The following is a 25,256-nucleotide window of genomic DNA, read 5'->3' as shown; positions in this document are numbered from 1 at the left end:
AAATAATAATTGATGAAATACATCATCTGTGAGGAACCTCACAACTTTAAATTAGGAGAAAAAACGGTACCATTGAGAGCGAAAGGGGAAGCATTGTTAAGGATTCTTCGTGTAGGTATTTGTGGTACCGATTTGCATGCCTATGGTGGTAACCAAGCATTTTTCAACTATCCTCGAATTTTGGGACATGAGCTTGCCGCGGAGATTTTGGAAATTGATGAAAATCGGCAAGGGCTAAAAAAAGGTGACAAGGTCATCATCATGCCCTATGTAAGTTGTGGCACCTGTATCGCTTGTAGAAATGGAAAGCCGAACTGTTGCGCCAATATCAACGTTCTGGGGGTACATATTGATGGAGGGATGCAAGAAATCATTAGTCTAAGAACGGATTTATTAATCCCTGGAGGCAACCTTTCCTTGAATGAAATGGCAATTATCGAACCCTTGGCCATTGGTGCTCATGCCATCCGTAGGGCAAATATTCAGAAAGATGAAACCATTGTGGTAATGGGTTGTGGTCCGATAGGAATCGGCTTGATGAAACTTGCCCAAATAGCAGGAGCAATGGTCATCGCTATGGATGTAAATGAGGACCGTTTGAATTATGTTAAGAAGGAAATCGGTGTAGCCTACGTTTTAAACGTGATGGATCGACCAAAGGAAAAAATATCGGAAATTACCAATGGAGATATGGCCACTACGGTTTTTGACGCGACAGGTAGTCGTAAAGCTTTAGAGTCCGGTATTGATTATATGTCCCATGGGGGTAGATTTGTACTTGTTGGGCTATCGAAAGGAGAACTTACCTATAGCCATCCAAAAATCCATGCCAAAGAAACTACCCTGATGTGCAGTCGAAATGCTACGCTGGAGGATTTCAAGTTCGTGATGGATCATATCAAAGAGTTTCCGACCAGCACATTTATTACGCACGAGGTTCATTTTTCGGAAATGATTGAAAATTTCGATGCATGGTTACTTCCTGAAACCGGAGTAGTGAAGGCGATGGTTCATTTCGATTTAGATTAATTTTAGAAAAGCTTTTACAAATTATCTATGTCTTGGTAAAATGAGTTTCATTGGCCAGTATATAAGCTAAGAGCAATACAAACCTTCCGAATCATTATATTCCGAATCCTAAAATTGCATCAAAAAAAAAGTGTAAAACTGACAAAATCTTGATCTGCTAGTTTTTAAAGGTCCATTTCTACTTAAAATATTTCCGAGTTCATTTGACCTAAAATAGATTTCACTTTTTTTCGGTTAATAGCAAAAAAAGTACAACTATTGGTGAAATTTGCGTAGGCGTTAATCCGTAGAATATTTTAGTTTTGAAACAACCAGTGTTCTATCTGCTTTTTAAAGCGATTTCTTTTTACTTAAAATATGAAAACAAGACTTATTAAATCTTTCAATAACTATTTATTTAGCCTTATTATAGCTGTAGTATTAATTTCTTGTACTACAAAGACCGAACCAGCGTTGGGTATGGCTACGGCGAGCACCATTGCCTTAGATGCAGACGATACTAAAGATTCGGTTAAGTTAAAGGCCGCTCATGTAGTTCCCACCGAAAACCAATACAATGCACTTAAAGATGAATTTATCGCTTTTGTCCATTTTGGGCCAAATACTTTTACTAGGATGGAGTGGGGAAACGGAATGGAAGACCCAGCTGTTTTCAATCTTCAAAGTTTAGATACCGATCAATGGTGCAAGGCCATGAAAGATGCTGGTATGCACAAAGTGATTATCACAGCAAAGCATCATGATGGGTTTGTGCTTTGGCAAAGCAGGTATACGGATCATGGTATAATGTCTTCCCCGTATAAGAATGGAGAAGGGGATATTTTAAAGGAACTATCAAGTTCATGTAAAAAATACGGACTCAAATTAGGGGTTTATCTTTCTCCTGCAGATTTGTATCAGATAGAAAATAAGGATGGACTTTATGGCAATTTGAGCGAATACACAACACGAACTATTCCTAGACCAGTAGAAGGTAGACCTTTTGAAAATAAAACCACGTTTGAGTTTGAGGTCGATGATTATAACGAGTACTTTTTGAATCAGTTGTTCGAACTTCTAACAGAATATGGCCCTATAGATGAAGTGTGGTTCGATGGCGCCCATCCTAAACGTAAAGGAGGGCAGCAATATAAGTATACCGATTGGAAACAATTGATAAAGGAATTAGCTCCCAATGCCGTAGTCTTCGGTAAAGAAGGAATACGCTGGTGCGGAAATGAGGCTGGTGCAACTCGAGATACGGAATGGAACGTTATGCCGTATCAAGAAGACCCAAGAACTATGAACTCATTTGCAGATATTACGGCAGAGGATGTTGGTAGTTTAGATAAACTTATAGAAGCTAAATATTTACATTATCAACCGGCAGAAACAAATACCTCTATTCGAGAAGGATGGTTTTACAGGAACGATGATGAACAAAAGGTAAGGAGTACTGACGATGTATTCGATATTTACGAAAGGGCCGTTGGCGGAAATTCTATTTTTCTTTTGAACATACCACCCAATAGAGAAGGGAAATTTTCATATCAAGACGTACAGGTTTTAAAAGAAACGGGTAAGAGAATCAAGGAAACCTATGGAATTGATTTGCTTACTGATGCAGCTGCTCCCAAGGAGCTATTGGATACTGACGATGATACGTATTTGGTTTTACAGGGGCAGCAACCGGTCGTAGAGGTTTCTCTTCCTACCGAAACAAAGATAAATAGATTCCTTGTTCAAGAAGATGTAAGAAGGCATGGAGAAAGGGTGTCAGAACATGCTTTGGATGCTTGGATTGATGGCAAATGGAAAGAAGTGGCTACTTCTACCAATATCGGCTATAAAAGAATACTCAGATTTCCAGAAGTGGTAACGAATAAATTGCGGCTTCGCCTTTTAGAGTACCGGTATGTGCCGGTACTTCAACATATTTCGGCCCATTATTATGAAAGTAGACCTCCTGTGCTACAATTAGAACGGAACATAGAAGGAAAAGTATCCATCGTTCCAAAAATGTCGGATTTTGGATGGAATCCTAATGGTGAAAATGCGAGTGCTAATCTCACCAAGGGAATGCAAATATATTATACCACCGACGGTTCAGAACCTACAAAAAAATCTAATGTATATGAAGAACCTTTTGAATTTAGTGCTGGAGAAGTAAAAAGTATTTCGGAAATGAACGGTGAAATGGGAAGTGTAGCTTCCAAGCAATTTGGCATAATGAAGAATAATTGGAAGGTAGTTGGTGTAGACAGTGCTCAAAAAGAACACGGGTCCGATTTGTTGAAGGATGAGGACGATGCTACATATTGGCAATCCGAAGCAAAAAAAACCGGAAAACATTTTGTATCTATTGATTTAGGAAGTGTCTTGAATATATCAGGTTTTGGATACACTCCCCCAACATCTATGAAGAATGGAATGATTCAACACGGGGGTGTCTATGCAAGTACTGATGGATCGAATTGGGTCAAAATTGAGGACTTTACCTTTGGAAACCTGATTAATGACCCCACCCTACGTATTCATACCTTTAACGAAGTTTTAGCTACTCGATACATAAAATTCGAAGCTACAGAAATTGCGGGATCTGGAACTACTGCTGCAATAGCAGAATTAGATATTTATTCGGAGTAAGACTTAATTCCACACCTCAATAGAGTTGTAATTAAAATAGAAATGCCATTAAAGGGAAGATTTAAAACACTCTCAAGAGTTTATAAATCTTCCCTATTTATTTCTAATGTTGGTATTCGAATGAAAGCCAATCTGCGTGCCCAATATTCTGCAATTTGTTTGCTGGGTTTTTGAATACTAAAAAGAGGTCCGTTTTTTCCTTGTTGGTTGAAATCGGAATAGTATAATATACGGTCTCTTCTTTTCCGTTATGGGCTAACGCTTTCTTTCCTAGAATAGATCCGTCGATGGAATCCTCATGTATTTCCAACGTTCCCTTAAATTCCTGGTCTTGATTATAGAACATGGCGATTTTCAAGGATTTTAAATGGTCAAGTGCAATGTCATTGAATTTTAGATAAGAACCATTTTGAAGCACACCCACCACTTTGGATGAGCTGGTACTCCAAATTCCGGTCCCTTCCTTGATTTCCGAAGCATTTTCAGCTTCTATTTTCTGACTTTTAAAAACTACCTGTTGGCTTACGGTGAGTTGAGAATTGGGTTGGTTGGCATTTCCTTTGTCACGATAGGAGGCCATAAGCACATATTTACCTTCACCGCCAGAGCTCTTATGTTCATCAAATGTTAGGGTTCCCTCTAAAGGGAGTGATTTTTTTGTATCGTTTTTTTGAGGTTTTAATGTGAGGATGTACTCAACCATTTGGGTCACAACGTCAACGCTTAATTGAGGATGAGCCGACATGGCTCTTTCTCCCCAAGTACCACTGCCCCCTTTGATGATTTTGGAAACCAAATAACCGGTATCCTCAGTGGCGTATCGTTTGGCGATATAGGTATAACTGGGTCCGTTCACTTTTTCGGCAACTGCGTGGCAGGCCTTGCAATCAGAGGATTCGATTAGTTTTTTGCCTTCTGGTTCTAGATTTCGTTGATGCCCTAGGGTAGCTTTGACAAAATCTTTTCCTTCGGGGATGTAATCGAAAGTGACTTTGACGTCATCAGCTGCAATTGAATTATCTACACTGCTACCATCCTGTTTATCGGTAACGATAATTTTATAGTCTATTTGTTTACCATACCAATATATCGAATCGTTTTCTGGTATCTGTATGCTGAGGGTAGGGGCATCGTTCCCTACCATGATTTTAGTATCTGTAATAGATGCATTACCGTTAGAGTCGGTAACCTTTAATTTTACGTTATAGATGCCGTCTTCATTGAATGTAAATGACGGACTCATTTCTTGAGACTGACTCTCGTCACCGGTAAAGAACCAATTATAGGTTAATTCATCATGGTCAAAATCAATCGATTTTTCGGCAGAAAATTGTACGGTGAGTGGGGCGGCGCCTACGGTCTTGTCGTTCTCAATTTTTGCAATAGGCTCGCGATTTCCTTTCACATAGGACACTTGGCTTAAACGGGCATCCAAATTTTGTGAATTCCATTTTTGGCCGTACTCCAAGAGATACATATTTCCGTTGGAGGCAAATATCATATCCATGGGATGCGAAAATTCAGTATTCGGCATAAAGGCATCTGCCTTGACATAATCTTGATTTTCGTCTAAAGTGATTACATAGATCCAATCACGCATCCATTCATATAAAAACAATTTGTTCTCAAAATAACTTGGCCACGGATTTTCTGTGTTAGGCCTGTCGGAGGCATGATACACAGGTCCGGCCATTGGGTTTATACCGCCTTCCCCCATCCAAGGAAATTCTTCTGATCGGTAATAGGTCATTGGTATCATGGATTTTTGAGCTTCCGGTAATTTTTTCATTCCCGTATTATTCGGGGAATCGTTAATTAGGTTGGATGGGTCAAATTTTGGTCCAGATGTATTCGTAACAAAATCGAAATCATTATAGACCTCATTATAGCCTCTTGTGTAGGGCCAGCCCCAATTACCTGCTTTTCTGGCTTGATCATACTCTCCCATTCCGCTAGGGCCTCTATTGGGGTCGGCTTTACCGGCATCAGGACCTATATCTCCCCAATACAAATAACCTGTTTTGCTATCAATTGAAGGTCTAAACGGATTTCGGGTGCCCATAACATATATTTCAGGTCTTGTATTAGGAGTGCCTACTGGAAAAAGGTTTCCGTCGGGGATAGAGTAGGTACCATCGTCCTCCACTTTTATCCTTGAAATTTTACCTCTTAGATTATTCGTGTTGGCCGCACTGCGCTGCGCGTCCCAAGAAGCTCTGCCTTCGCCTTCATCCATAGGGGAAAAACCCGAGGATTCGAAGGGATTGGTATTATCGCCCAAAGCGATGTACAAATTTCTGTCCGGACCAAATTCAAGGGCACCGCCACTATGGCAGCATTGGCGATCCGTCGGCACTTCCAATATTATTTTTTCGGAATATTTGTCGAATTTACCATCGGCTAAAGTAAAACGGGATATAAGTTGTTTAGATTCTTCGCCTGCTGCTGAATACAGTAGGTATATCCAATTATTGGTATTGTAATCTGGATCCACCGCCAGTCCTAAAAGTCCATCCTCATTGCCATAGAATAAATCTAATTGGGCGAGAGTTTCGGTCTTTTCAGTATCAAAATCATAAAGTTTAAGTGCACCTCGTCGTTCGATGAACAAAATTCCCTTACCCGGTAATTCATCCAATTCCATAGGTTCGTTCAAATTGAAATCCAACACTTTTTTAACGAATCGGTCTTCGGGAGGAACTCGATCCGTACTCGCCAGTGAATAATCTAAAGATCCATCTCCAATAGCATATTTGATTCCTCCCAAGAGATGGTTTAAAAACGTTGGGTTCTCAAAAGTTTCATCGGTATGTCCCATTTCGGTGTAAAATGCCTTTCCTCCATCATATTCGTGAAACCAAGATATCGGATGTCCTTCGGGATTGGTGCCACCCTCATAACTTGTTTCATCTATAGAAATTAGAACCTTTATATCGGGATTGATATTTCTGAAATTGTACCATTCGTCGCTCTTCATCCAAACAGAATCCAAACCTTTCGTCGACTCATGGGAAAGGTCGGTGATATTCAATTTAGCTTCTTGTACACGAGGATGGTCGTTAAAAACGGCGCCTACTAATTTATTGTACCAAGGCCAATCGTATTCGGTGTCCGTCGCTGCGTGAATGCCCACAAAACCGCCACCCGCTTGAATATAGCGTTCAAAGTCAGCTTGTTGAACATCGTTCAAAACATCACGGGTGGTATTGTTGAATATAACGGTCGAATAATTTTTAAGGGAATCTTCCACAAAATAATTAGCATCTTCTGTTGCGATTACCTGATAACCATTTTCATTTCCTAACTTTTTAAGTGCCGTGACACCTGCTTCAATCGAACCATGCCTAAACCCAGCGGTCTTACTAAAAACAAGAAGGGTATCTTTCTTTTTACTGCAATTAAAAGTGAGAACTGCACAAAGGAGTATCAAGAAATAACGTTTAAAGAGAGTAAGGATCGAAGGAGTATACATAGGTTGTTCTTTCAAAGAAAAAGGATTAATTTTCATAGTTAGAAAAAGATCTAAAATAATTTTAAAAACATTGTAAACCCTATAAAATATTGGCCATAATCAATACTTTTTTTGCTTGGTATATTAGCATAAAAGATAAGGCGGTGAAATTCTTATAGTCGTACCATTTATTATTTGGTAATGAACTATCTAAAATCAGTTGGGGGGCAGCCAATATTTTTTTTAAAAATTCGACTAAAGTAGGATAGGCTGTTAAAACCAGAATTATAACACGCCATAGAAACACTATTAATTGTATTTTTTTCCTTAAGCAGTTTGCAAGCATAATTTATGCGCACTTCGTTTAAAAAGTTAACGAAAGTCCTATTTGTATTCTGCTTGAAGTAACGACAGAAAGCCGTTTTATTCATTGCAATCATTTCTGCAACATCATCTAAATGAATTTCACTTTTAAAATTCATCATTATATATTCAATAACCCTGTTCATACGTTCATCAGTTATTTTCACTTGTTCTAGCCAAGCAATACTACCAAGTTTTGCTAAATTTTCAATTAAAGATAAGCGGTAGAGTATTTTAATGGTTTGTATTACCTTTTCATCAGGAGAAGTTTCCGATAATTCAAAAAATAGCTTTTTAAATTTCTCACTTTCGGTGGTGTTAAATTTTAACCCTCTGTTGCTAAGTGTCAATAATGAATTAATATAAGTGAATTCTTCACCTATTTGATATAATTTTTTTAAGAAGTCATAGTTAAGATGAACCACTATTGAAGTTGAATCACCTTCGAAAGTGGGGGAGCTATCAAACATATGTGGAATGTTCGATCCGATTAAGAAAATATTATCGCTTTCAAAACTTCCAATGAAATCACCGACATAGAGGGTTCCTTTACCCGATACAATGTATACTAGCTCAAGTTCAGGATGATAATGCCATAATTTCAAGAATTCACTTCCACTAAAGGAAGAAAACAAAACGTTGGAACTTAGGTTTTTATGTAGCAGATGTAACTTCAAGTAGTGAATTAGTTATAAAATTATGATTTTAAAAATAACTAATATTAAATAAACTACATCAATAAAACCTTTTTGACGTCTTCTATATAACTTCTTCCAATCGTATATCTCACACCCTCGACCGAAAGACTATTTCCTTCGATGAATTCTATTTTGTCCACCGCGACGGTAAAGGATCGATGAATCCGTATAAATTTAGTTGACGGTAACTCTTCTGTGAAACTACTAAGTGTTCTGTGGGCAATAAAATTTCCTTTCTTTGTCTTGATACGAATGTAGTCTTTGAGACTTTCAATGATAGTAATGTCCGCTAAATACACCTTTTGGTGTTTTTTCTTGTCAACCTTAATGAAAAGATGATCAACTTCTTCTTTTTCCGTTGAAGTTTCATACGGAATCGATTTTAACTCCATAATCCTATTTACGGTACGTAGAAATCTTGGAAAGGGAATTGGTTTTACCATATAATCGATTGCCTCAAGCTCAAAACAGTTGAGCGCGTATTCTTCATGTGCCGTAGTTATGACGACCATTGGTTTGTTCTTTAGGTTTCCCAAAAAATCCAGACCATTTAAGATGGGCATGTTAATATCCAAAAATAGAATGTCAACAGGATTTTTTTGTACATACGTTGATGCAGCTACTGCATTTGTGAAGGTCGCGGTCAAATCTAATTCCTTTATTTCTGAAATATATTTTTTTAAAATATTGACAGCCAAGGGCTCATCATCAATAACAACCGTCTTTAAATTCATCATACTCTCAATTTTAAAAACACCTTAAAGATATTATCGGTAGTGGAAATATTCAGTTCATACTCATCTGGGCTGTAACCTAATTCTAAACGCTTTTTAACATTATATAACCCGATGCCACCCTCTTCATCATCTAAATTGTAATCGGTCATTTTTTCAGGAATTGGATTAGAAATCTCAAAAAGCAGTATATTGTTTTCAACTATTAAGTCTATTTTAATGGTCATAGCACCGATATTTTTATTCGCACCATGCTTAAAGCTGTTTTCTACAAAAGGGATAAGGAGCATTGGGGCAATCTTCTTTCCATGAACATCACCTGATATATTCATATTTATCGTTAAAGAATCATCAAAGCGTAATTTTTCGAGGTCAAGGTAGTTTTGTATCAGTTGAACTTCGTTTTGTAAATCTTGCTTATTTCTTCTTGCTGCATACAGTAAATAACGCATTAACTCCGAAAGCTTTAGTACACTTTCTGAAGCTTTATCTGATTTTTCAAGGGTAAGCGAATAGATGTTGTTTAGTGTATTAAAAAAAAAATGAGGTGATACTTGTGACCTAAGAAATCGTAATTCTGAGGTGAGTTGCCGTGTTTCCAACTCATGTAGTTTTTGATGCTCTCTTAACCAATCGACCGTAATTTTTATGGCAGTGGCAAAGGAAACAACATAAAGTTCACCGAACATGGTAACAATTGCATAATTAAGGGAAATACTGTTGACTACCTCAGAGGCCTCGGGCATTACATTGGTGCTGATTAGGTAATAGGTCAAATTGAACTTTAAAATGAGCATCACGAATAAAGAAGCAATAATAGCTAATGTATATTCTAAATATCGTTTGTTGTAAACAAGTAAAGGCATTAAATAATATAAGTTGAAATAAGATAAGGCCATATGAATGGGAAAACCGATCAAATTGGTTTTTAGCGAATAAACATAATCATTGTGAAGGCTTCCCCAGCGTAAGGTGTTGAACAAAAAATAGATGGTCCAAAATATAATGTGGTACTTATAGTGGATAACGTAATGCTCTGAACCCTTAGCTTCAATGATGTCATTTATTCTTTTCTTACGGGCCATAGATTTCTCTATTCAAATATTGTATTCGGCTTTCCAAACGGGTTGTTGGTCTAAATAATATGCGATAATAGCAAATGCTTTTGAATATTTGGAATTACTGGCTGTTATTTTTATTCGAAAATTCTAGAATATCCGATTTATTTTAAACCTAAAACAGTCTTAAAATTTTATTGTGGATATTCTTACCGAAGCGAAAAGAAGTAACTGGCCGTTATCCTAAAATAGGATTTTATGCCAACTTCCATAATTATTTTATCTCTTTTAGCAATTTTAGGTTTAAGAGATTCTTACCTATTGGCTCAAGAAGAACCACGCAGTTATATTTCATATAGAACTGACGAAATCATTACAGTCGATGGGCTTGCCAATGAAAAAGCATGGCAGAAGGCCGAATGGTCTTCAGATTTTATCGATATAGAAGGAGAACGAATACCAAAATATAGTACCAAGGTAAAAATGATATGGGATGATATTCATCTTCATTTTTATGCTGAAATGCAAGAGCCACATCTATGGGGAACGTTGAAAGAACGTGATACAGTGATTTTTTATAACAATGATTTTGAAATATTCATTGACCCAGATGGCGACACCCATAACTATATGGAATTTGAAATGAATGTTTTAAATACGGTTTGGGATCTTATCCTTACTAAGCCTTATAGGAATCAAGGAAATATCCTTGATTTTTGGGATATGAAAGGGTTGAAGTCCGCAGTCCATATGAATGGAACGTTGAACGATGCCGGCGATACGGATAAGGGGTGGTCTGTAGAGATTTCAATACCATGGAAAGTTATGGCTGAGGGTTATCATGGTACTATTCCACCAAAAGATGAATTTTGGCGCATAAATTTTTCTAGAGTAAACTGGCAGTTCGACCTTGAGGAAAATCATTATGTCAGAAAAAGAAAAACTGACGGAACTTTTGAGCCTGAATATAATTGGGTCTGGAGTCCACAGCATGTAATTAATATGCATGAACCTGAGCGGTGGGGCTATGTTTATTTTTCAACTGATAACGCTTCGAATCAAAAATTTTCCATTCCCGATGATGAATACCTCAAATGGTACATGTACGAGGTTTATAGAAAAGTAAGGGAGAATAAGGGTGATTTTGAAGGGAATCCTTCGCCTCCAAAAATAATTAAAGGAAAGCCGATAGAGATTAAGTACGATAAGCACCTAGTGGGATTTACGATTTATACAAAAAGCCCTTTTAGCGGTAACCTACTCACCATAGATGCAGATGGAAAATTTGATTCACATGAGCAATAGATTGAAATTCATTTTTATAGCGTTTTTAGCATTGGTTATAACTTCTTGCAATGATAAAGATGAGAAAAAAGAGACATCCTTTAAACCAGAACCTATTAGTTCTGCTTTTAAATTTTGGACATGGATAGGTGCTGATGCCGAAAGAACAGATGAGTCCTATATCGAAGAATTCACAAAATATGCAGCTAATGGAATAGATGCGGTTTTAATTAATACCAATGCTGATCCGCAACTATTGGCTAGGCTTGCGCCTTTGGCCAGTGCAGAAGGATTGGAAGTTCACGGGTGGATGTTCACTATGAACAGACCGGGTGACAGAATTGCTGAACAACACCCTGAATGGTATGCCGTTAGTAGAGATGGTAAGTCATGCTATGACGAACCTCCGTATGTGGGCTATTACAAGTGGCTGTGCCCAACAAGAAAAGAATCTAAGGCCCATGTCTTAAGTTTAGTGGAAGGTTTGGCCAAAGTGAAAGGTGTAAGCAGCGTTCATTTAGATTACATTCGATATTCAGATATTTTTCTGCCGATCGGGTTATTACCGAAATATGATTTGGCACAGGACGAAGAATTACCACGTTATGATTTTTGCTATTGTGATGTCTGTACGGCAGAATTCGAAAAAATACATCACAAGAATCCCAAAGAAATGACTAATCCATCTATAGATATGGAATGGAAGAATTTTCGACTTAATCAAATTAAATCTGTTGTAGATGAAGCATACGAAATTGCACACAAGCATGGTAAGGTATTGACCGCAGCGGTTTTTCCTTATCCTGAAATGGCCGATCATATGGTTCGCCAACGATGGGATAAATGGAATATAGACGCGGTTTTACCCATGATCTATTATAACTTTTATAATGAGGAAATAGATTGGATAGGATACGCTACTAAACAAGGGGTAGCAGATTTGCAAAAACGGGAAGTTGATTTGCATACGGGTATTTATGTGCCAGAAATGGACGAGAATGAGCTTTTGACCGCAATGAACAGTGCGAAGAAAAACGGGGCAAAAGGCGTCTCTTTTTTTGATGGGCCTGCAATTACCGAAGATCAATGGCAAATGATTAAAAATTTCAAGGAATTGAACGGTAATTAAATCGGTAAAACAGGGTGATGAAAACTATTGAAAATCAATTATATAAGAATTATTTTTTAGTTAATATTATTTTTTTCGTAGTTTTTTTGACTGCTTTTACTTCGTGCCAAAATCAAAACGATTCGAATCCGAAAGAGGGGATGATTTCGATAATACCGAAGCCAACATCGATCAACGAAGGACAGGGCTATTTCGAATTTGATGCGCATACGGTTATTGTTGCTAAACAAGAAAAATTTAAAAGCATCACTTCAATACTTACCACAAGATTTCAAAGGGCCGCTAGGTGGACTTTAACTAATGCCATAGAGAGACCTTCTGATAATTATGTCGAATTGGTTTTGGACACTGCTCAGGCTTCCGAGGCATATAAACTATCCGTAAAAAAAGAAAATATCACTATTGAAGCTTCAGACTTGAACGGGTTTATATATGGCCTTGAAACCATTCGTATGCTTTTGCCTGTAGAAATTGAGAGCGACACTTTAATATCCAAGTTTAAGTGGAGCGTTCCCGTAATGGAAATCGAAGATGGTCCAAGGTTTAAATGGAGAGGCTTAATGCTAGATGTTTCCAGACATTTTTTTGATATAGATTATATTAAAAAAACGCTAGACCGTATGGCTTTGCTAAAGTTGAATACATTTCACTGGCACTTGATAGATGACCAAGGCTGGCGTATAGAAATAAAAAAGTACCCAAGACTAACAGAAATGGGGGCTTTTCGAGTGGATCAAGAAGATAAACATTGGAATGCACGCGACGTTCCTCACGAAGGAGAAAAAGCAACCTATGGGGGATATTACACGCATGACGATATTAAAGAAGTAGTCGATTATGCCAAAAATCTTGGAATTACTGTTGTACCGGAAATAGAAATGCCCGCCCATGTGATGAGCGCCATTGCATCATATCCCGAACTGAGTTGTTTTGAAACACCTATTATGGTGCCCTCAGGTGGTGTATGGCCGATTACTGAGATTTATTGCGCCGGTAAAGAATCAACATTTACCTTTTTAGAAGATGTAATAGATGAGGTTGTTCAGCTTTTCCCCTCGCATTTTATACATATAGGGGGAGACGAGGCTACCAAAACGAATTGGGAAAGTTGCCCGCATTGCAAAAAACGTATGTTAGATGAAGGATTGAAGAATGTAGACCAATTACAAAGTTACTTCATCGAACGAATGGAAAAGTATATAGCATCTAAGGGAAGGGAAGTTATAGGTTGGGACGAAATATTGGAAGGAGGTATAGCTCCAGGTGCAGCAGTCATGAGTTGGAGAGGGGTAGAAGGGGGTATGGACGCATCGGAACAGGGGCATAATGTGGTAATGACCCCTGGAAATTTCTGTTATTTCGATAAATATCAAGGACCTCAAAACTCTGAACCTCTTGCATTTGGTGGATATTTACCGTTAAGTAAGGTTTATGAGTTCGACCCTATAATCGAAGTAATGACCCCCGAACAGGCTGAATTAATATTAGGTGGGCAGGCTAACTTATGGTCAGAGTATGTCACAACAAATTCCCATTCAGAATATATGTTATACCCTAGGTTGGCGGCATTATCTGAGGTCTTATGGAGTAAGAAGAAGGGTCGCTCATGGAATGATTTTTCAATAAGGGTTAAAGCTTTGTTCGGCAGATTGGAACAAATGGGGGTTAACTATTCTCAAAGTGCCTATGCGATAAGGGACAGTGCCACCATGGACTTGGATAGTTTATCGATATCGGTCTCTTTAAAAAATGAATTTGAGGGTTCTGATATTCGTTTTTCAACTCAAAAGGGCATGAAACTAGAATCTTTTGAAAAGTATAGATCTGCCATTAATTTAAGTGAATCTACAACAGTAAACGCCGTTGTATTCAATGGGGAACAGACCATTGGTCCAAAATTCCAAAAAAAATATGAATTTCATAAGGCGGTAGGCAAGGCTGTAAAATATAATACCATGTATAATCAGAGTTATACCGGTATTGGTGAAACGACCTTAGTTAACGTATTACGAGGTAGTAAAGATTTTCATGATGGACAATGGCAAGCTTGGTTGAATGACGATATTGATATTACCATAGATTTACTTGAGTTGCAAGATGTTGAAAAAGTAGTGCTAGGATTTTTACAGAATCAAGGTCCGAGTATATATTTTCCTCGTGAATTACAAGTTTCTATCTCCAAGGATAATGTGAATTTTTCAGAAAGAATAGTTAAGTACATTCCTTACGAAAGTGTTAATGGAGATGAAATCAGAAATTTTGAAATTAAATTTCAGAAACAAAAAGCACGCTATATTAGGATTATTGCTAAAAATGGGCCATATGGAGTTAACAAAAATGGTTCTTGGCTTTTTATGGATGAAGTTTTAGTAGAATAAATAATTTAAGCTCAATGTATTGATTATGAAAGGAGGTGTCCATAACTAAAGAGATAAAATAAATTGAAGCACAATATTGTTGCAAATATTGTACAAGTAATAGCAAATATTATTCATTTGAATAGTTCTAAATGACTATATATTTGGTGTTAAGAAACCCTTAACAAAACATTAAACTAAGTTACTAATTTTAAACAACTCAATAATGATTCAAAAACTAAACTATGTATTGCTGTTTGTGGCCTTGCTTTGCCTTCATGGTGCATATTCACAAACCGTAACAGGTACAATAACAGACCAGATGGGAGTTCCTCTTCCTGGTGTTAACGTTGTAGAAAAAGGTACCACAAATGGTACCTCATCAGATTTTGATGGAAACTATTCATTAAACGTTTCAAATTTATCCTCATCATTAATATTTAGCTCATTAGGGTATACTAAAAAAGAGCTGTCTATTTCAGGTCAAACTGTGTTAAATGTTTCATTGGAGGAAGATGCGGAACAGCTGGGTGAGGTTATTGTTACCGCTTTAGGTATTAAAAGAGAACAAAAGGCTTTGGGATATTCGCTTACCGAAGTTGCCGGGGACGAATTATCAACTGTAAAAACCGTAAGTGCTATTAACTCATTACAAGGTAAGGTTGCTGGTGTGAATATAACAGGCTCAGCAACGGGATCTTCTGGAACAAGTAATGTGGTAATCCGTGGGGCATCTTCTGCAAGTGGTACTAATCAACCTTTATATGTAGTGGATGGTATACCAATTAACAACCAAAACCTTGGTTCTGCTAGCCGTTGGGGTGGAGCTGATTTTGGAGATGGTATTTCAAGTATTAATCCCGATGACATTGCTTCTATGAGTGTTTTAAAAGGTGGTGCTGCTGCTGCATTGTATGGTTCTAGGGCCGCAAATGGGGTTATTATCATTAATACTAAATCAGGAAAAAAACAAAATGGTTTAGGTGTTGAATATTCAAGTTCATTGTTGTTGGAATCTGCGATGACAAATTTATATGATTTTCAAAAAGAATATGGTCAAGGAAATAATGGAGTTGCACCAAGTGATCAATTGGAGGCTTTAGGTGCTGGTTTGTCTTCTTGGGGTGGGAAATTAGATGGCTCTAGTGTTGCTCAGTTTGATGGTGTTAATAGGCCTTATAGTCCGACTGGAGACAATGTGAAAAGATTCTTTAATACAGGTTCTACTTTTACGAACACAGTCGCTGTAAGTAAATCCGGAGAAGGTTATAATTTTAGATTCTCAGGGACAGATTTAACAAATAAAGATATCACACCCAACGCAGGATTGAACAGGAAATCATTTTCTATAAATGCTGGGGTGGTTATGGCCGAAAAATTAACATTGGATGTAAGTGGTAAGTATGTTATAGAGAGTGTTAAGAACAGACCGAGATTATCAGACTCGCCGGGTAACTCTAATTTTGCGGTAGCACTATCACCTGCGAACATTAATGTAGAAGATTATAAACCTGGTTTCTACCAAGAAGGTGCTACGGTTGATGGACTTGAATCAAGATCTGGTTATAATGAAGTGGGTTCGGAGCTTTTAATTTCAAGTGCAAGTAATTATCATCAAAATCCTTATTGGGTGACCGAAAGGTTCTTTAATGAAAGTAATAAGAATAGGTTTATTGGTTCGGGTACGCTTAGATATGAGATAACGGATTGGTTATATGCAATGGGTAGAGCGGGTATAGATCAATATACGGCTAGTATTACAAACGTTGAACCTTATGGTACTGCTTATAAAAATTTAGGAGGTATGACTGAGACCACTTACAATGTATCGACCGTAGATGCAGATATAATTTTAGGTATAGAAAAAGATTTGACCGACAAATTTTCAACAAGTATTCTTTTAGGTGCAAATAGTAATTCTTTCACGAACGAAAGGACAGAACTAAACGGACAAGATTTTGTTATACCAGATTTAGTAACTATAGGTAATGTGGCCAGGAAAAATTATAGTTATTCATTATCTAAGAACGATAGATCGGGAATATACTTTTCAACAGAGTTTTCATATGACAATTATTTATATTTGACAGTTACGGGTAGAAATGACTGGTTTTCAACCTTATCTTTAGAAGGTAAGTCGGCACCAAATTCATACTTTTATCCCTCTGTAAGTTCAAGCTTTGTATTCTCTGATGCTTTTAAGATGCCAGATTGGATAAGCTTTGGTAAGATTCGTGCAGGATACTCAGATATTGGGGGTGGGGCGAATGACCCATATCAATTAGCTTTAGTTTATGGTATTAACGATACGTATACAGCAACAGGTTCGCCTGTATCAATAGGTGGTATTGGCGGAGCAGACTCCAGCAAATTACCTAATTTAAATCTTAAGCCATTTTCAAAGTCTGAATATGAATTAGGTTTGAACCTTAAAATGTTCAACAATAGATTCGGTATTGATTTTGCTTATTATAATAACAAAACAACTGATGATATCGTACCAATTGATATTTCTAGAACAACAGGATATACAAAGGCCGTTATAAATATTGGTGAAGTTACCAATCAAGGGATTGAGTTATTGTTAAATGGAACGCCTATAAGGTCTGGAGATTTTAATTGGGATATAACTTATAACCTAGCGTATAACAAAAACGAGGTCGTTAAAACTGATGCGGATGACAATCCAATTTTTGCGGGCGATCAGGCTACAGGTGTTAATGTTCAATCAGGGGCCATTGTTGGAAAACCAATCGGGGCACTTTATGGAACTTCTTATGTAAGAAATGAAGCGGGAGAAATACAGTACGACACCAACGGAGCACCATCTGTTGGAGAGAACAAGTTCCTAGGGAATGGTGTGGCTCCTTACTCAATGGGTCTTACGAACAGTTTCAGATATCAGGATTTCAACCTTAGTTTTTTAGTAGATGCTAAGTTCGGTGCAGATATTGCATCAGGTACAAGTGCTTATGGTACATATTATGGTGCAAGTAAAAATACATTAGTAGGTAGGGAAAATGGTTTGACCGTAAGTGGAGTAGATGCTTCTGGATCTGCTTTCTCAACCACAATTGCACCGGAAAATATAAGTTCATACTACCAGCAGATCTATTCTATTGCTGAAGCTCATATTCAAAATGCTGATTTCATTAAACTTAGACAACTTAGTTTAGGCTATAACCTGCCTTCTGAAATATTATCTAAGACTTTTATTCAAAGTGCTAATATCTCTCTTATTGGTAGAAACCTATTCTATATTATGAGGAATACACAGGATATCGATCCCGAATCTTCTTTTAACGCTAGTTTCGGTGCAGGTTTGGAACGTTTTGGTCTTCCTTCTACTAGAAGTTATGGATTAAGTTTAAATGTTAAATTTTAAAAGAAAGAACTATGAAAAATATATTTTATTTAGCGGTATTTTCAATGCTCTTTATCACATCATGTGATAAGGGATTTGAAGATGCCAATGTAGATCCAACCTATGCATCGTCATTAGATGTGAAATACAAATTTCCACAAACAATTTTATATACAGCAGGTCAACGTTATGAGACTTGGAGGGGTAATTTCATTTACTGCTCTGTTATGATACAGCACTTGGCAAGTACTCAGGGTTACTGGAATGGTGATAAATATACCTTAAGTAATTCCTATGCCGGTGCTTTTTGGGAGGCACAATATCCTCAAACCGTAAAGGCTCTTGAAGATATGAAGGCACAATTAGAAGCAGATGAATTAACTGCTTCGCCAGAGTATGCTATGGTAAGAGTCCTTCGTGTATTCACGTATCACAGACTAACCGACTTATATGGGGATATACCCTATAGCGAAGCAGGTAAAGGATATATAGACGGTGTACTGAGACCTGCGTATGATGATCAGGAATTTATCTATAAGGACATGTTGAACGAGCTTAAGGAGGCTTCTGACGCTTTGAGTACTGGAAGTAGTGAGTTAGGTTCTGCGGATATAATTTTTAACGGAGATTTATCAAAGTGGAAAAAATGGGCGAATTCATTGATGCTTCGGCTAAGTTTAAGATTGGTGAAGCGAGACGCTGCACTAGCGCAGGAATGGGCAGCAATTGCCATACAAGGTGGAGTAATGACCTCTAACGAGGATATTGCCTATGTGAAACACCAAACTGGCAATGGCATACTTCAAAATGCTAATGGTGAAGTATTCTTAGCAGATCGTTCCTCTAGAATCAGCAAAACTTTTATCGATTTTTTACAAGGAGATCCAAGATTACCAATTTACGCTGCTTTACCCGACGGTAATTCAGATATCGCGGTACAGAAAGGCTTACCCAATGGTTATGATACTACAACCATTTCTGATGCCCCAGGGGGCGATGATATGGCAACCTATTCAGAAGTTAATTCTAACTTGCTACAAGGCTTGGATGCGCCAATGTTTTTCCAAACTTATGCGGAGGTTGAATTTATGTTGGCCGAATCTGCGGTTCGTTGGGGTCTTGCAGGAGGTGCGGCTGCAGTTGAAGGACATTATAATGCTGGAGTTACCGCTGCAATGACCTATCTAGAACTTTATTCTGAAGATGCTGCGATTTCATCAGAAGCAATTACTGATTATTTAGCGAATAACCCTTATGATTCTTCAAATGCGTTGGAACAAATTAATACACAGTACTGGGCAGCTGTTTTCTTAAATGAATATGAGGCTTATGCAAATTGGAGAAGAACAGGTTTTCCTGTTTTAACCCCTGTTAATTATCCTGGTAATGTAACCAGCGGTACTATACCAAGAAGATTAACTTATTTTACTGGTGAAGCTGTTACGAATAAAGAGAATTATGAGGCAGCTGTAGCTAGCCAAGGCGCAGATTTATTGACCACTAGAGTTTGGTGGGACGCTGAATAATATTACAGCGTCAGGTTATATACTACGATTTAGAAACTGATGATAATGTTGGAGTTAGTGTAAAAGAGGGGGGATTTTTATAATCCCCCCTTTTTTGTATTACTCCAATCTTGATATTTATGAGAAAAATTCTAATTATAAATATCTTTGAGTTTTTGCAATTTCCTTTAAGTAATCACATCTTTTAACTGATTTTTAATTTAGTGATGAGAACAACTTTAGTACTGATTTTCTTTTTTATAATTAATGCTTCTGGGCAAGATTCAAAACTATTCGAATATATTCCGTCAAATAGGTCTAAGGTAGATTTCATAAATAAACTAAGCCCTACTGATGACGAAAATTTTTTTATTTATGATAATTTCTATCATGGGGCAGGAGTAGGCCTAGGTGATATAAATATGGATGGTCTACTCGATATTTATTTTTGTGGTAATCAAGAAAAAGACAGATTGTACCTTAACAAAGGGAATTTTGTTTTTGAGGATATAACTAAAGAGAGTGGGATAGAGGCTTTGGATATAGGTTGGTCATCCTCAGTATCGATGATTGATATTAACAATGATGGATTGTTGGATATTTATGTTACCAAAGAACTGTATGATGATAAACCTGATTGGCGACGTAATAGACTATATATTAATAAGGGAAATAATAGATTTGCTGAGGAAGCACAAAAAGTAGGTTTGGGTGATACCACTAGAACCAGAGGAGCAGCATTTTTAGATTATGATTTAGATGGAGATTTAGACGTATTTTTATTAAGACAACCACCCAACCCAGGATTGTATTCAAAGTACAAAGTAGCATCTAATAATGGTGACTTAACAGATAATCAATATGCTCCCCAGTTATATGAGAACGAAAATGGCTTTTTCCATAATGTTTCTGAGGCTGCAAACATTTTAAGCCCTTCTTACGCCAATGCTGTTGCAGTAGGTGATTTCAATAAAGATGGTTATCCAGATATAGTTGTGGCTAATGATTTTGACGCCCCTGATGCATTATATATAAATCAAGGTAATAAAACTTTTAAGAATGATGCCGCTTTGGCATTTAAGCATACCTCTTACTACGCAATGGGGGTTGATGTTGCTGATTTAAATAATGATTTACTATTGGATATTTTTACTGTTGACATGGCCGCAAATGATAATTTTAGGCTCAAATCAAATATGAGTGGTATGAACCCTGAGCAATTTTGGAAGATAGTTGATAAAGGGTGGAATTACCAATATATGTATAATGCCTTGCAGATAAATAATGGAAACGGCACCTTTGGTGAAATAGCACAATTATCTGGAGTCTCTAGTACTGATTGGAGTTGGTCACCATTGATAGCGGACTTTGACAATGATGGGTTTAAGGACATTTTTGTTTCCAATGGTATTTTAAAGGATATACGTAATACAGACGCTGACCTGGAAATTAAACGCTATATCAATAAAAAATTACAGGAATATGTAGGTCTAAAAGGTAATACGGAATATAATTCACTATGGGATGTTGTTGATTATAATGAGATGGCAGATTTATTTCCATCTACAAAAATTCAAAATAAGTCTTTTAGAAATTTGGACGGTTATCAATTTAAGGATGTATCAGGTGATTGGGGCATCGATAAAAAAACGTTTTCCAGTGGTGCGGCTTATGGCGATTTGGATAATGATGGTGATTTGGATATTGTGCTAAATAATGTAAACGAAGTAGCACATGTTTTAATGAATAATTCGCAGAATAATTTTTTAAGACTTCATTTGGTTAATGCTAATAATCAAATGGTTATAGGGGCTCATGCTGAAATTTATTGCGCATCCGGTAAAAAACAATTTGGTGAAATAACAAGTACTAGAGGTATGTTTTCTACAAGCGAATTATCATTGCACTTTGGTCTTAGCAAGAATGATGTCGTTGATAGCGTGGTTGTGGTTTGGCCTAATTCTAGAAAATCAAAGATTTATAGTCCTACCATAAATCAAACAATTAAATTATTCATGAATGACGCTGAGAATTATAAATCAGTTTATTCACATGAGAATAGGAAAGACATGTTTTCTGATAATACTGCACAATTATCTATTAATATTGAACATCGAGAGAATAGTTTTGATGACTATGAATATCAATTGTTAATGCCTCATAAGATGTCAGAGTTCGGACCAGCAATGGCAATTGCAGATGTAAATAACGATAAATTAGATGACCTATTTGTTGGTGGGGCATTTGGACAAAATGCCATTTTATACCTTCAAGATTCCAAAGGTGGTTTTTTGCCGAGCTCTGAAAAATTGTGGGAAGGGGAAAAAGAATATGAAGATATCGATGCTCTATTTGTTGACATAAATGGAGATAATTATAAGGACTTGTATGTGGTTAGTGGAGGAAATAAATACGGAAAAAATGATATTCACTATATGGATCGTTTATATCTAAATGATGGGCTTGGAAATTTCAATAAAGGAGCTTTGCTAGAGGGGCGACCTATAAGTGGATCTGTTGTTAAAGCTTACGATTATGATAGTGATGGAGATATGGACCTTTTTGTCGGGGGTCGTCATGTACCCCATCAATATCCTTTACCAAGTTCAAGTATGTTTTTTAAAAATGAAGAAGGACAGTTGATTAACAAGAGTGATGAAATAGCTCCAGAACTAAGGGACATAGGTATGGTAACGGATGCTATTTGGGCAGATTATGACAATGATGGGGATGCAGATTTAATTTTAGTTGGAGAATGGATGCCAATAACTATTTTCGAAAATAATGGCGGAAAATTGACAAAAATAAACTTAGATGACTTTGCGGATACCACTGGTTGGTGGTTCAGTATTGATAAGGGAGATTTTGACAATGATGGTGATATAGATTTTATAGCTGGTAATTTAGGACTCAATAACAAATATAAAACTTCTAAAGAAACCCCTTTTGATATCTATTATTCAGACTTCGATAATAATGGAAGTAATGATATTGTTTTAGGATATTATAACAATGACAAGCATTTTCCTTTGAGAGGCTTTTCTTGTTCATCTCAACAAATACCTGGTCTTAAAAAAGAATTTAAAGAATATGATGTATTTGCGACTCTTGAGATTGATGAAGTTTATGGCAAGGATAATCTCAACGAAGCATTGCATTATAAAACGGATACTTTTGTTTCCTCATATATTGAGAACTTAGGCAATGGCAAATTTAAATTGTCCCCTTTGCCGATTCAGGCTCAAATTACTAATATCAACAAGACTTTGGTAAATGATTTCGATCATGATGGTAATTTAGACATATTAACAATTGGTAATTTATATGGTTTCGAAATAGAAACTCCTCGCAATGATGCCGGTACAGGACTGCTTTTGCTTGGGGATGGGAAAGGTAGATTCCAACCGGTAGAAGGTACTCAAAGCGGTTTCTTTGCTCATGGTGATGCTAAGGCAATGGTAGAAATGAATATTAAGGGAAAACCTTTTGTTTTGGTAGCCAACAACAATGATAAATTACAGGTATTCTCCTTAAATGGCAACGAAAAATAAATTAGTTTGTCAATTGGTCATTTGCTTTAAAGCTTCTTTTGGTGAAATGACCGGAAGTTGGCAAGTACTATTCTGACAAACGTAAAAATAAGTCGCACCTTCAACATATCTATCTTGAAACAAAGGCAAATCACTTTTTTTCATGGTACCAACGACGAGACTATTAGGAATATAAGCCTTGTATAGCTCTAAAGTTAACTTATGGGACGCTTTACCAACTACGGCGACCTCGTAGTACGGAAATATTTTTTTAATCAGTAAAGAACCCCATACGGCATAATTGTTAGGACTGGATAATAATTTTGGTTGAATCGTTTTTAGCATACGATCTGCTTGGTCCAAATAATCTATATCGTAAAGAAGATGACCCAATTTGACTAGGTTGTTTGCCATCACCGAATTTGGAGAGGCTATAACCCCGTCATTTGTTTTTAAGATAGGTATAATCAGTTTTTCATGGTCCGTGAATGTATACAAACCCGAAGTATTATCAAGAAAAAGTTCGTTGGCTTGCTCTGTCAATGCTGTTGCGAAATTTAAATCACCTACATCAAAACTGATGGAATAGAGATTGATGGAAGCTTCGATTAGAAAAGCATAATCTTCAACAAACCCGTTATCATTATGGGTGTTATCAACAATGGAGTGGACGAGTTTTTTATCCACATATAAATTCTTTTGAATAAAGTCCATAGTTTTTCGGGCACTCTCTAAATACCTTTTATCCGCAAATGACCGATAGGCTTCAGTATATCCATTGATCATTAGAGCGTTCCATGAGGTAATTATTTTTTTATCAATATTCGGGGTAATCTTTAACTTTCTGGCCTCGGTCAAGGCGGTATTCCATTTTTGCTTTAATTCCAATAATGAATCCATTTGTAAATTGAACTTTGCAACGAATTCTTCATCGGTTAATTTTTTAAAAAGCACATAGTTTTCATCATCGAGAACAGCATCGTTCGTAATGTTGAAATACGCTTGAAATAAATTAAAATCAGTCGTTATAATTCTTTCAAGTTGTGATTTCTTCCAAAGGTAAAATGTACCTTCTTTACCATCACTATCGGCATCCATAGTGGCGTAAAAAGCTCCTCTATCATTTCTCATTGTTCGCTCTAGAAATGCAATGGTAGAAATGGCTACTTTTTTATAATCCTCATCTCTGAAAATACGGTAGGCTTTTGAATATAAGCTAATTAGTTGCGCGTTGTCGTAAAGCATTTTTTCGAAATGGGGTACTTTCCAAAAAGGGTCGGTACTATATCTAAAAAATCCCCCTTCAACCTGATCGTGTATTCCGCCAAGCATTACTTTGTCTAAAGTCGTTCTTATATAGTCAAGGGTAACGGTATCTTTGATTAAAATGGCATAATCCAATAAAAACGAAAGGTTTTCAGGAAGCATGAACTTTTCCTTCCCTTCAATTCCTCCCCACTCCAAGTCCCACGATTTTTTCCATTGATCTACGCTCCCATCAAGTTCAATTTTTGTAGCAAAATCAGTGTTAGTAGACGTGTCGAAAATATTAAGATCTTTGATTCCTTGGGTGATTTTATCTGCGAATTCAGAAGCTTTTTGAGGACTGTCTTTATATAGTTTGTTCAATTGCCCAATTACATTGACCCATTGGTCTTTTGTGTGATAGGTTCCTCCGTACAATGGTTTTCCGTTGGGCAAGAGAATTACGTTTAAGGGCCAACCTCCTTCACCTTTTATAAGTTGAACGGCAGTCATATATAATTGGTCAATATCTGGGCGCTCTTCGCGATCTACCTTAATATTGATAAAGTTGGTATTCATTATTTGGGCAACTTCATCGTCTTCAAAGGTTTCTTTCGCCATTACATGGCACCAATGACAAGAAGAATAACCAATGCTGACGATGATAAGTTTATCTTGTTCTTTGGCCTTTTGCAAAAGTGTTTCGCTCCATGGATTCCAATAAACAGGATTGTATGCGTGTTCCAATAAATAAGAACTGGTTTCATTTATCAGAGCATTAGGATGTCTATTGATTTCAATTTTAGATGAATCCTGACTGAATACATTTAAACCCAAAAGAAGGAAGATTAAAAGTGTAGAAAGCAAACGAAATTTAAAAAGGG

The 25,256-nt window shown here is 36.9% G+C and carries 13 protein-coding genes; 8 read left to right on the top strand and 5 right to left on the bottom strand.

Features of this window, described 5'->3' with window-relative positions:
• Positions 1-12 precede the first annotated feature (12 nt).
• The gene (locus ACNR9Q_RS14895) at positions 13-1,029 is read left to right on the top strand and encodes a zinc-binding alcohol dehydrogenase family protein (protein ID WP_419212022.1); all 1,017 of its coding nucleotides are present in this window, start codon (positions 13-15) and stop codon (positions 1,027-1,029) included.
• Between the two features lie 357 nt (positions 1,030-1,386).
• Positions 1,387-3,654: an alpha-L-fucosidase gene (locus tag ACNR9Q_RS14890; RefSeq protein ID WP_419212021.1), complete on the top strand. Its 2,268-nt coding sequence runs from the start codon at positions 1,387-1,389 to the stop codon at positions 3,652-3,654.
• A 103-nt stretch (positions 3,655-3,757) separates the two neighbouring features.
• Here ACNR9Q_RS14890 and ACNR9Q_RS14885 read toward each other — a convergent pair whose 3' ends face one another.
• The 4 genes from ACNR9Q_RS14885 to ACNR9Q_RS14870 form a co-directional block, all read right to left on the bottom strand.
• A complete protein-coding gene (locus tag ACNR9Q_RS14885) occupies positions 3,758-7,084 on the bottom strand; it encodes a ThuA domain-containing protein (protein WP_419212020.1) in 3,327 nt (1,108 codons plus the stop codon).
• A gap of 227 nt (positions 7,085-7,311) precedes the next feature.
• The gene (locus tag ACNR9Q_RS14880) at positions 7,312-8,145 is read right to left on the bottom strand and encodes an AraC family transcriptional regulator (protein ID WP_419212019.1); all 834 of its coding nucleotides are present in this window, start codon (positions 8,143-8,145) and stop codon (positions 7,312-7,314) included.
• Between the two features lie 53 nt (positions 8,146-8,198).
• Complete coding sequence (locus ACNR9Q_RS14875; protein ID WP_419212018.1) at positions 8,199-8,903, bottom strand: LytR/AlgR family response regulator transcription factor; 705 nt, start codon at positions 8,901-8,903, stop codon at positions 8,199-8,201.
• Positions 8,900-9,985: a sensor histidine kinase gene (locus tag ACNR9Q_RS14870; RefSeq protein WP_419212017.1), complete on the bottom strand. Its 1,086-nt coding sequence runs from the start codon at positions 9,983-9,985 to the stop codon at positions 8,900-8,902. The genes ACNR9Q_RS14875 and ACNR9Q_RS14870 overlap by 4 nt, the downstream gene beginning before the upstream one ends.
• Before the next feature lie 231 nt (positions 9,986-10,216).
• On the opposite strand from ACNR9Q_RS14870, the gene ACNR9Q_RS14865 reads away from it, so the two are divergent.
• From ACNR9Q_RS14865 to ACNR9Q_RS14840, 6 genes are all read left to right on the top strand, one after another.
• Positions 10,217-11,263, top strand: coding sequence for a carbohydrate-binding family 9-like protein (locus tag ACNR9Q_RS14865; RefSeq protein ID WP_419212016.1), 1,047 nt, complete (start codon positions 10,217-10,219; stop codon positions 11,261-11,263).
• On the top strand, positions 11,253-12,371 hold the full coding sequence (locus tag ACNR9Q_RS14860; protein WP_419212015.1) for a hypothetical protein: 1,119 nt from the start codon (positions 11,253-11,255) through the stop codon (positions 12,369-12,371). The genes ACNR9Q_RS14865 and ACNR9Q_RS14860 overlap by 11 nt, the downstream gene beginning before the upstream one ends.
• Positions 12,372-12,511: 140 nt before the next feature.
• The gene (locus tag ACNR9Q_RS14855) at positions 12,512-14,749 is read left to right on the top strand and encodes a family 20 glycosylhydrolase (protein WP_419212014.1); all 2,238 of its coding nucleotides are present in this window, start codon (positions 12,512-12,514) and stop codon (positions 14,747-14,749) included.
• A gap of 205 nt (positions 14,750-14,954) precedes the next feature.
• Positions 14,955-18,113, top strand: coding sequence for a SusC/RagA family TonB-linked outer membrane protein (locus ACNR9Q_RS14850; RefSeq protein WP_419212013.1), 3,159 nt, complete (start codon positions 14,955-14,957; stop codon positions 18,111-18,113).
• 11 nt (positions 18,114-18,124) lie between these two features.
• Positions 18,125-19,618, top strand: coding sequence for a SusD/RagB family nutrient-binding outer membrane lipoprotein (locus ACNR9Q_RS14845; RefSeq protein WP_419212012.1), 1,494 nt, complete (start codon positions 18,125-18,127; stop codon positions 19,616-19,618).
• 206 nt (positions 19,619-19,824) lie between these two features.
• Entirely contained in the window at positions 19,825-23,148 is a 3,324-nt protein-coding gene (locus ACNR9Q_RS14840) for a VCBS repeat-containing protein (RefSeq protein WP_419212011.1), read from the top strand.
• 9 nt (positions 23,149-23,157) lie between these two features.
• Here the strand turns inward: ACNR9Q_RS14840 and ACNR9Q_RS14835 are convergent, their stop codons facing one another.
• Positions 23,158-25,209 (bottom strand): thioredoxin domain-containing protein, encoded by a 2,052-nt coding sequence (locus ACNR9Q_RS14835; RefSeq protein ID WP_419212010.1) that lies wholly within the window; start codon positions 25,207-25,209, stop codon positions 23,158-23,160.
• Between the last annotated feature and the right edge of the window lie 47 nt (positions 25,210-25,256).

Source organism: Maribacter sp. X9 (assembly GCF_048537565.1).
Lineage (GTDB): Bacteria > Bacteroidota > Bacteroidia > Flavobacteriales > Flavobacteriaceae > Maribacter.
Note: the sequence above shows the minus strand (reverse complement) of the source record. Positions and strands in the feature narration are given on the sequence as shown.

Excerpts from the sequence above, each read along its gene's own strand:
- ACNR9Q_RS14875 (WP_419212018.1), bottom strand. The coding sequence starts at position 8,903 with ATGATGAATTTAAAGACGGTTGTTATTGATGATGAGCCCTTGGCTGTC.
- ACNR9Q_RS14890 (WP_419212021.1), top strand. The coding sequence starts at position 1,387 with ATGAAAACAAGACTTATTAAATCTTTCAATAACTATTTATTTAGCCTT.
- ACNR9Q_RS14895 (WP_419212022.1), top strand. The coding sequence starts at position 13 with ATGAAATACATCATCTGTGAGGAACCTCACAACTTTAAATTAGGAGAA.
- ACNR9Q_RS14850 (WP_419212013.1), top strand. The coding sequence starts at position 14,955 with ATGATTCAAAAACTAAACTATGTATTGCTGTTTGTGGCCTTGCTTTGC.
- ACNR9Q_RS14840 (WP_419212011.1), top strand. The coding sequence starts at position 19,825 with ATGAGAACAACTTTAGTACTGATTTTCTTTTTTATAATTAATGCTTCT.
- ACNR9Q_RS14845 (WP_419212012.1), top strand. The coding sequence starts at position 18,125 with ATGAAAAATATATTTTATTTAGCGGTATTTTCAATGCTCTTTATCACA.
- ACNR9Q_RS14870 (WP_419212017.1), bottom strand. The coding sequence starts at position 9,985 with ATGGCCCGTAAGAAAAGAATAAATGACATCATTGAAGCTAAGGGTTCA.
- ACNR9Q_RS14865 (WP_419212016.1), top strand. The coding sequence starts at position 10,217 with ATGCCAACTTCCATAATTATTTTATCTCTTTTAGCAATTTTAGGTTTA.
- ACNR9Q_RS14855 (WP_419212014.1), top strand. The coding sequence starts at position 12,512 with ATGATTTCGATAATACCGAAGCCAACATCGATCAACGAAGGACAGGGC.
- ACNR9Q_RS14860 (WP_419212015.1), top strand. The coding sequence starts at position 11,253 with ATGAGCAATAGATTGAAATTCATTTTTATAGCGTTTTTAGCATTGGTT.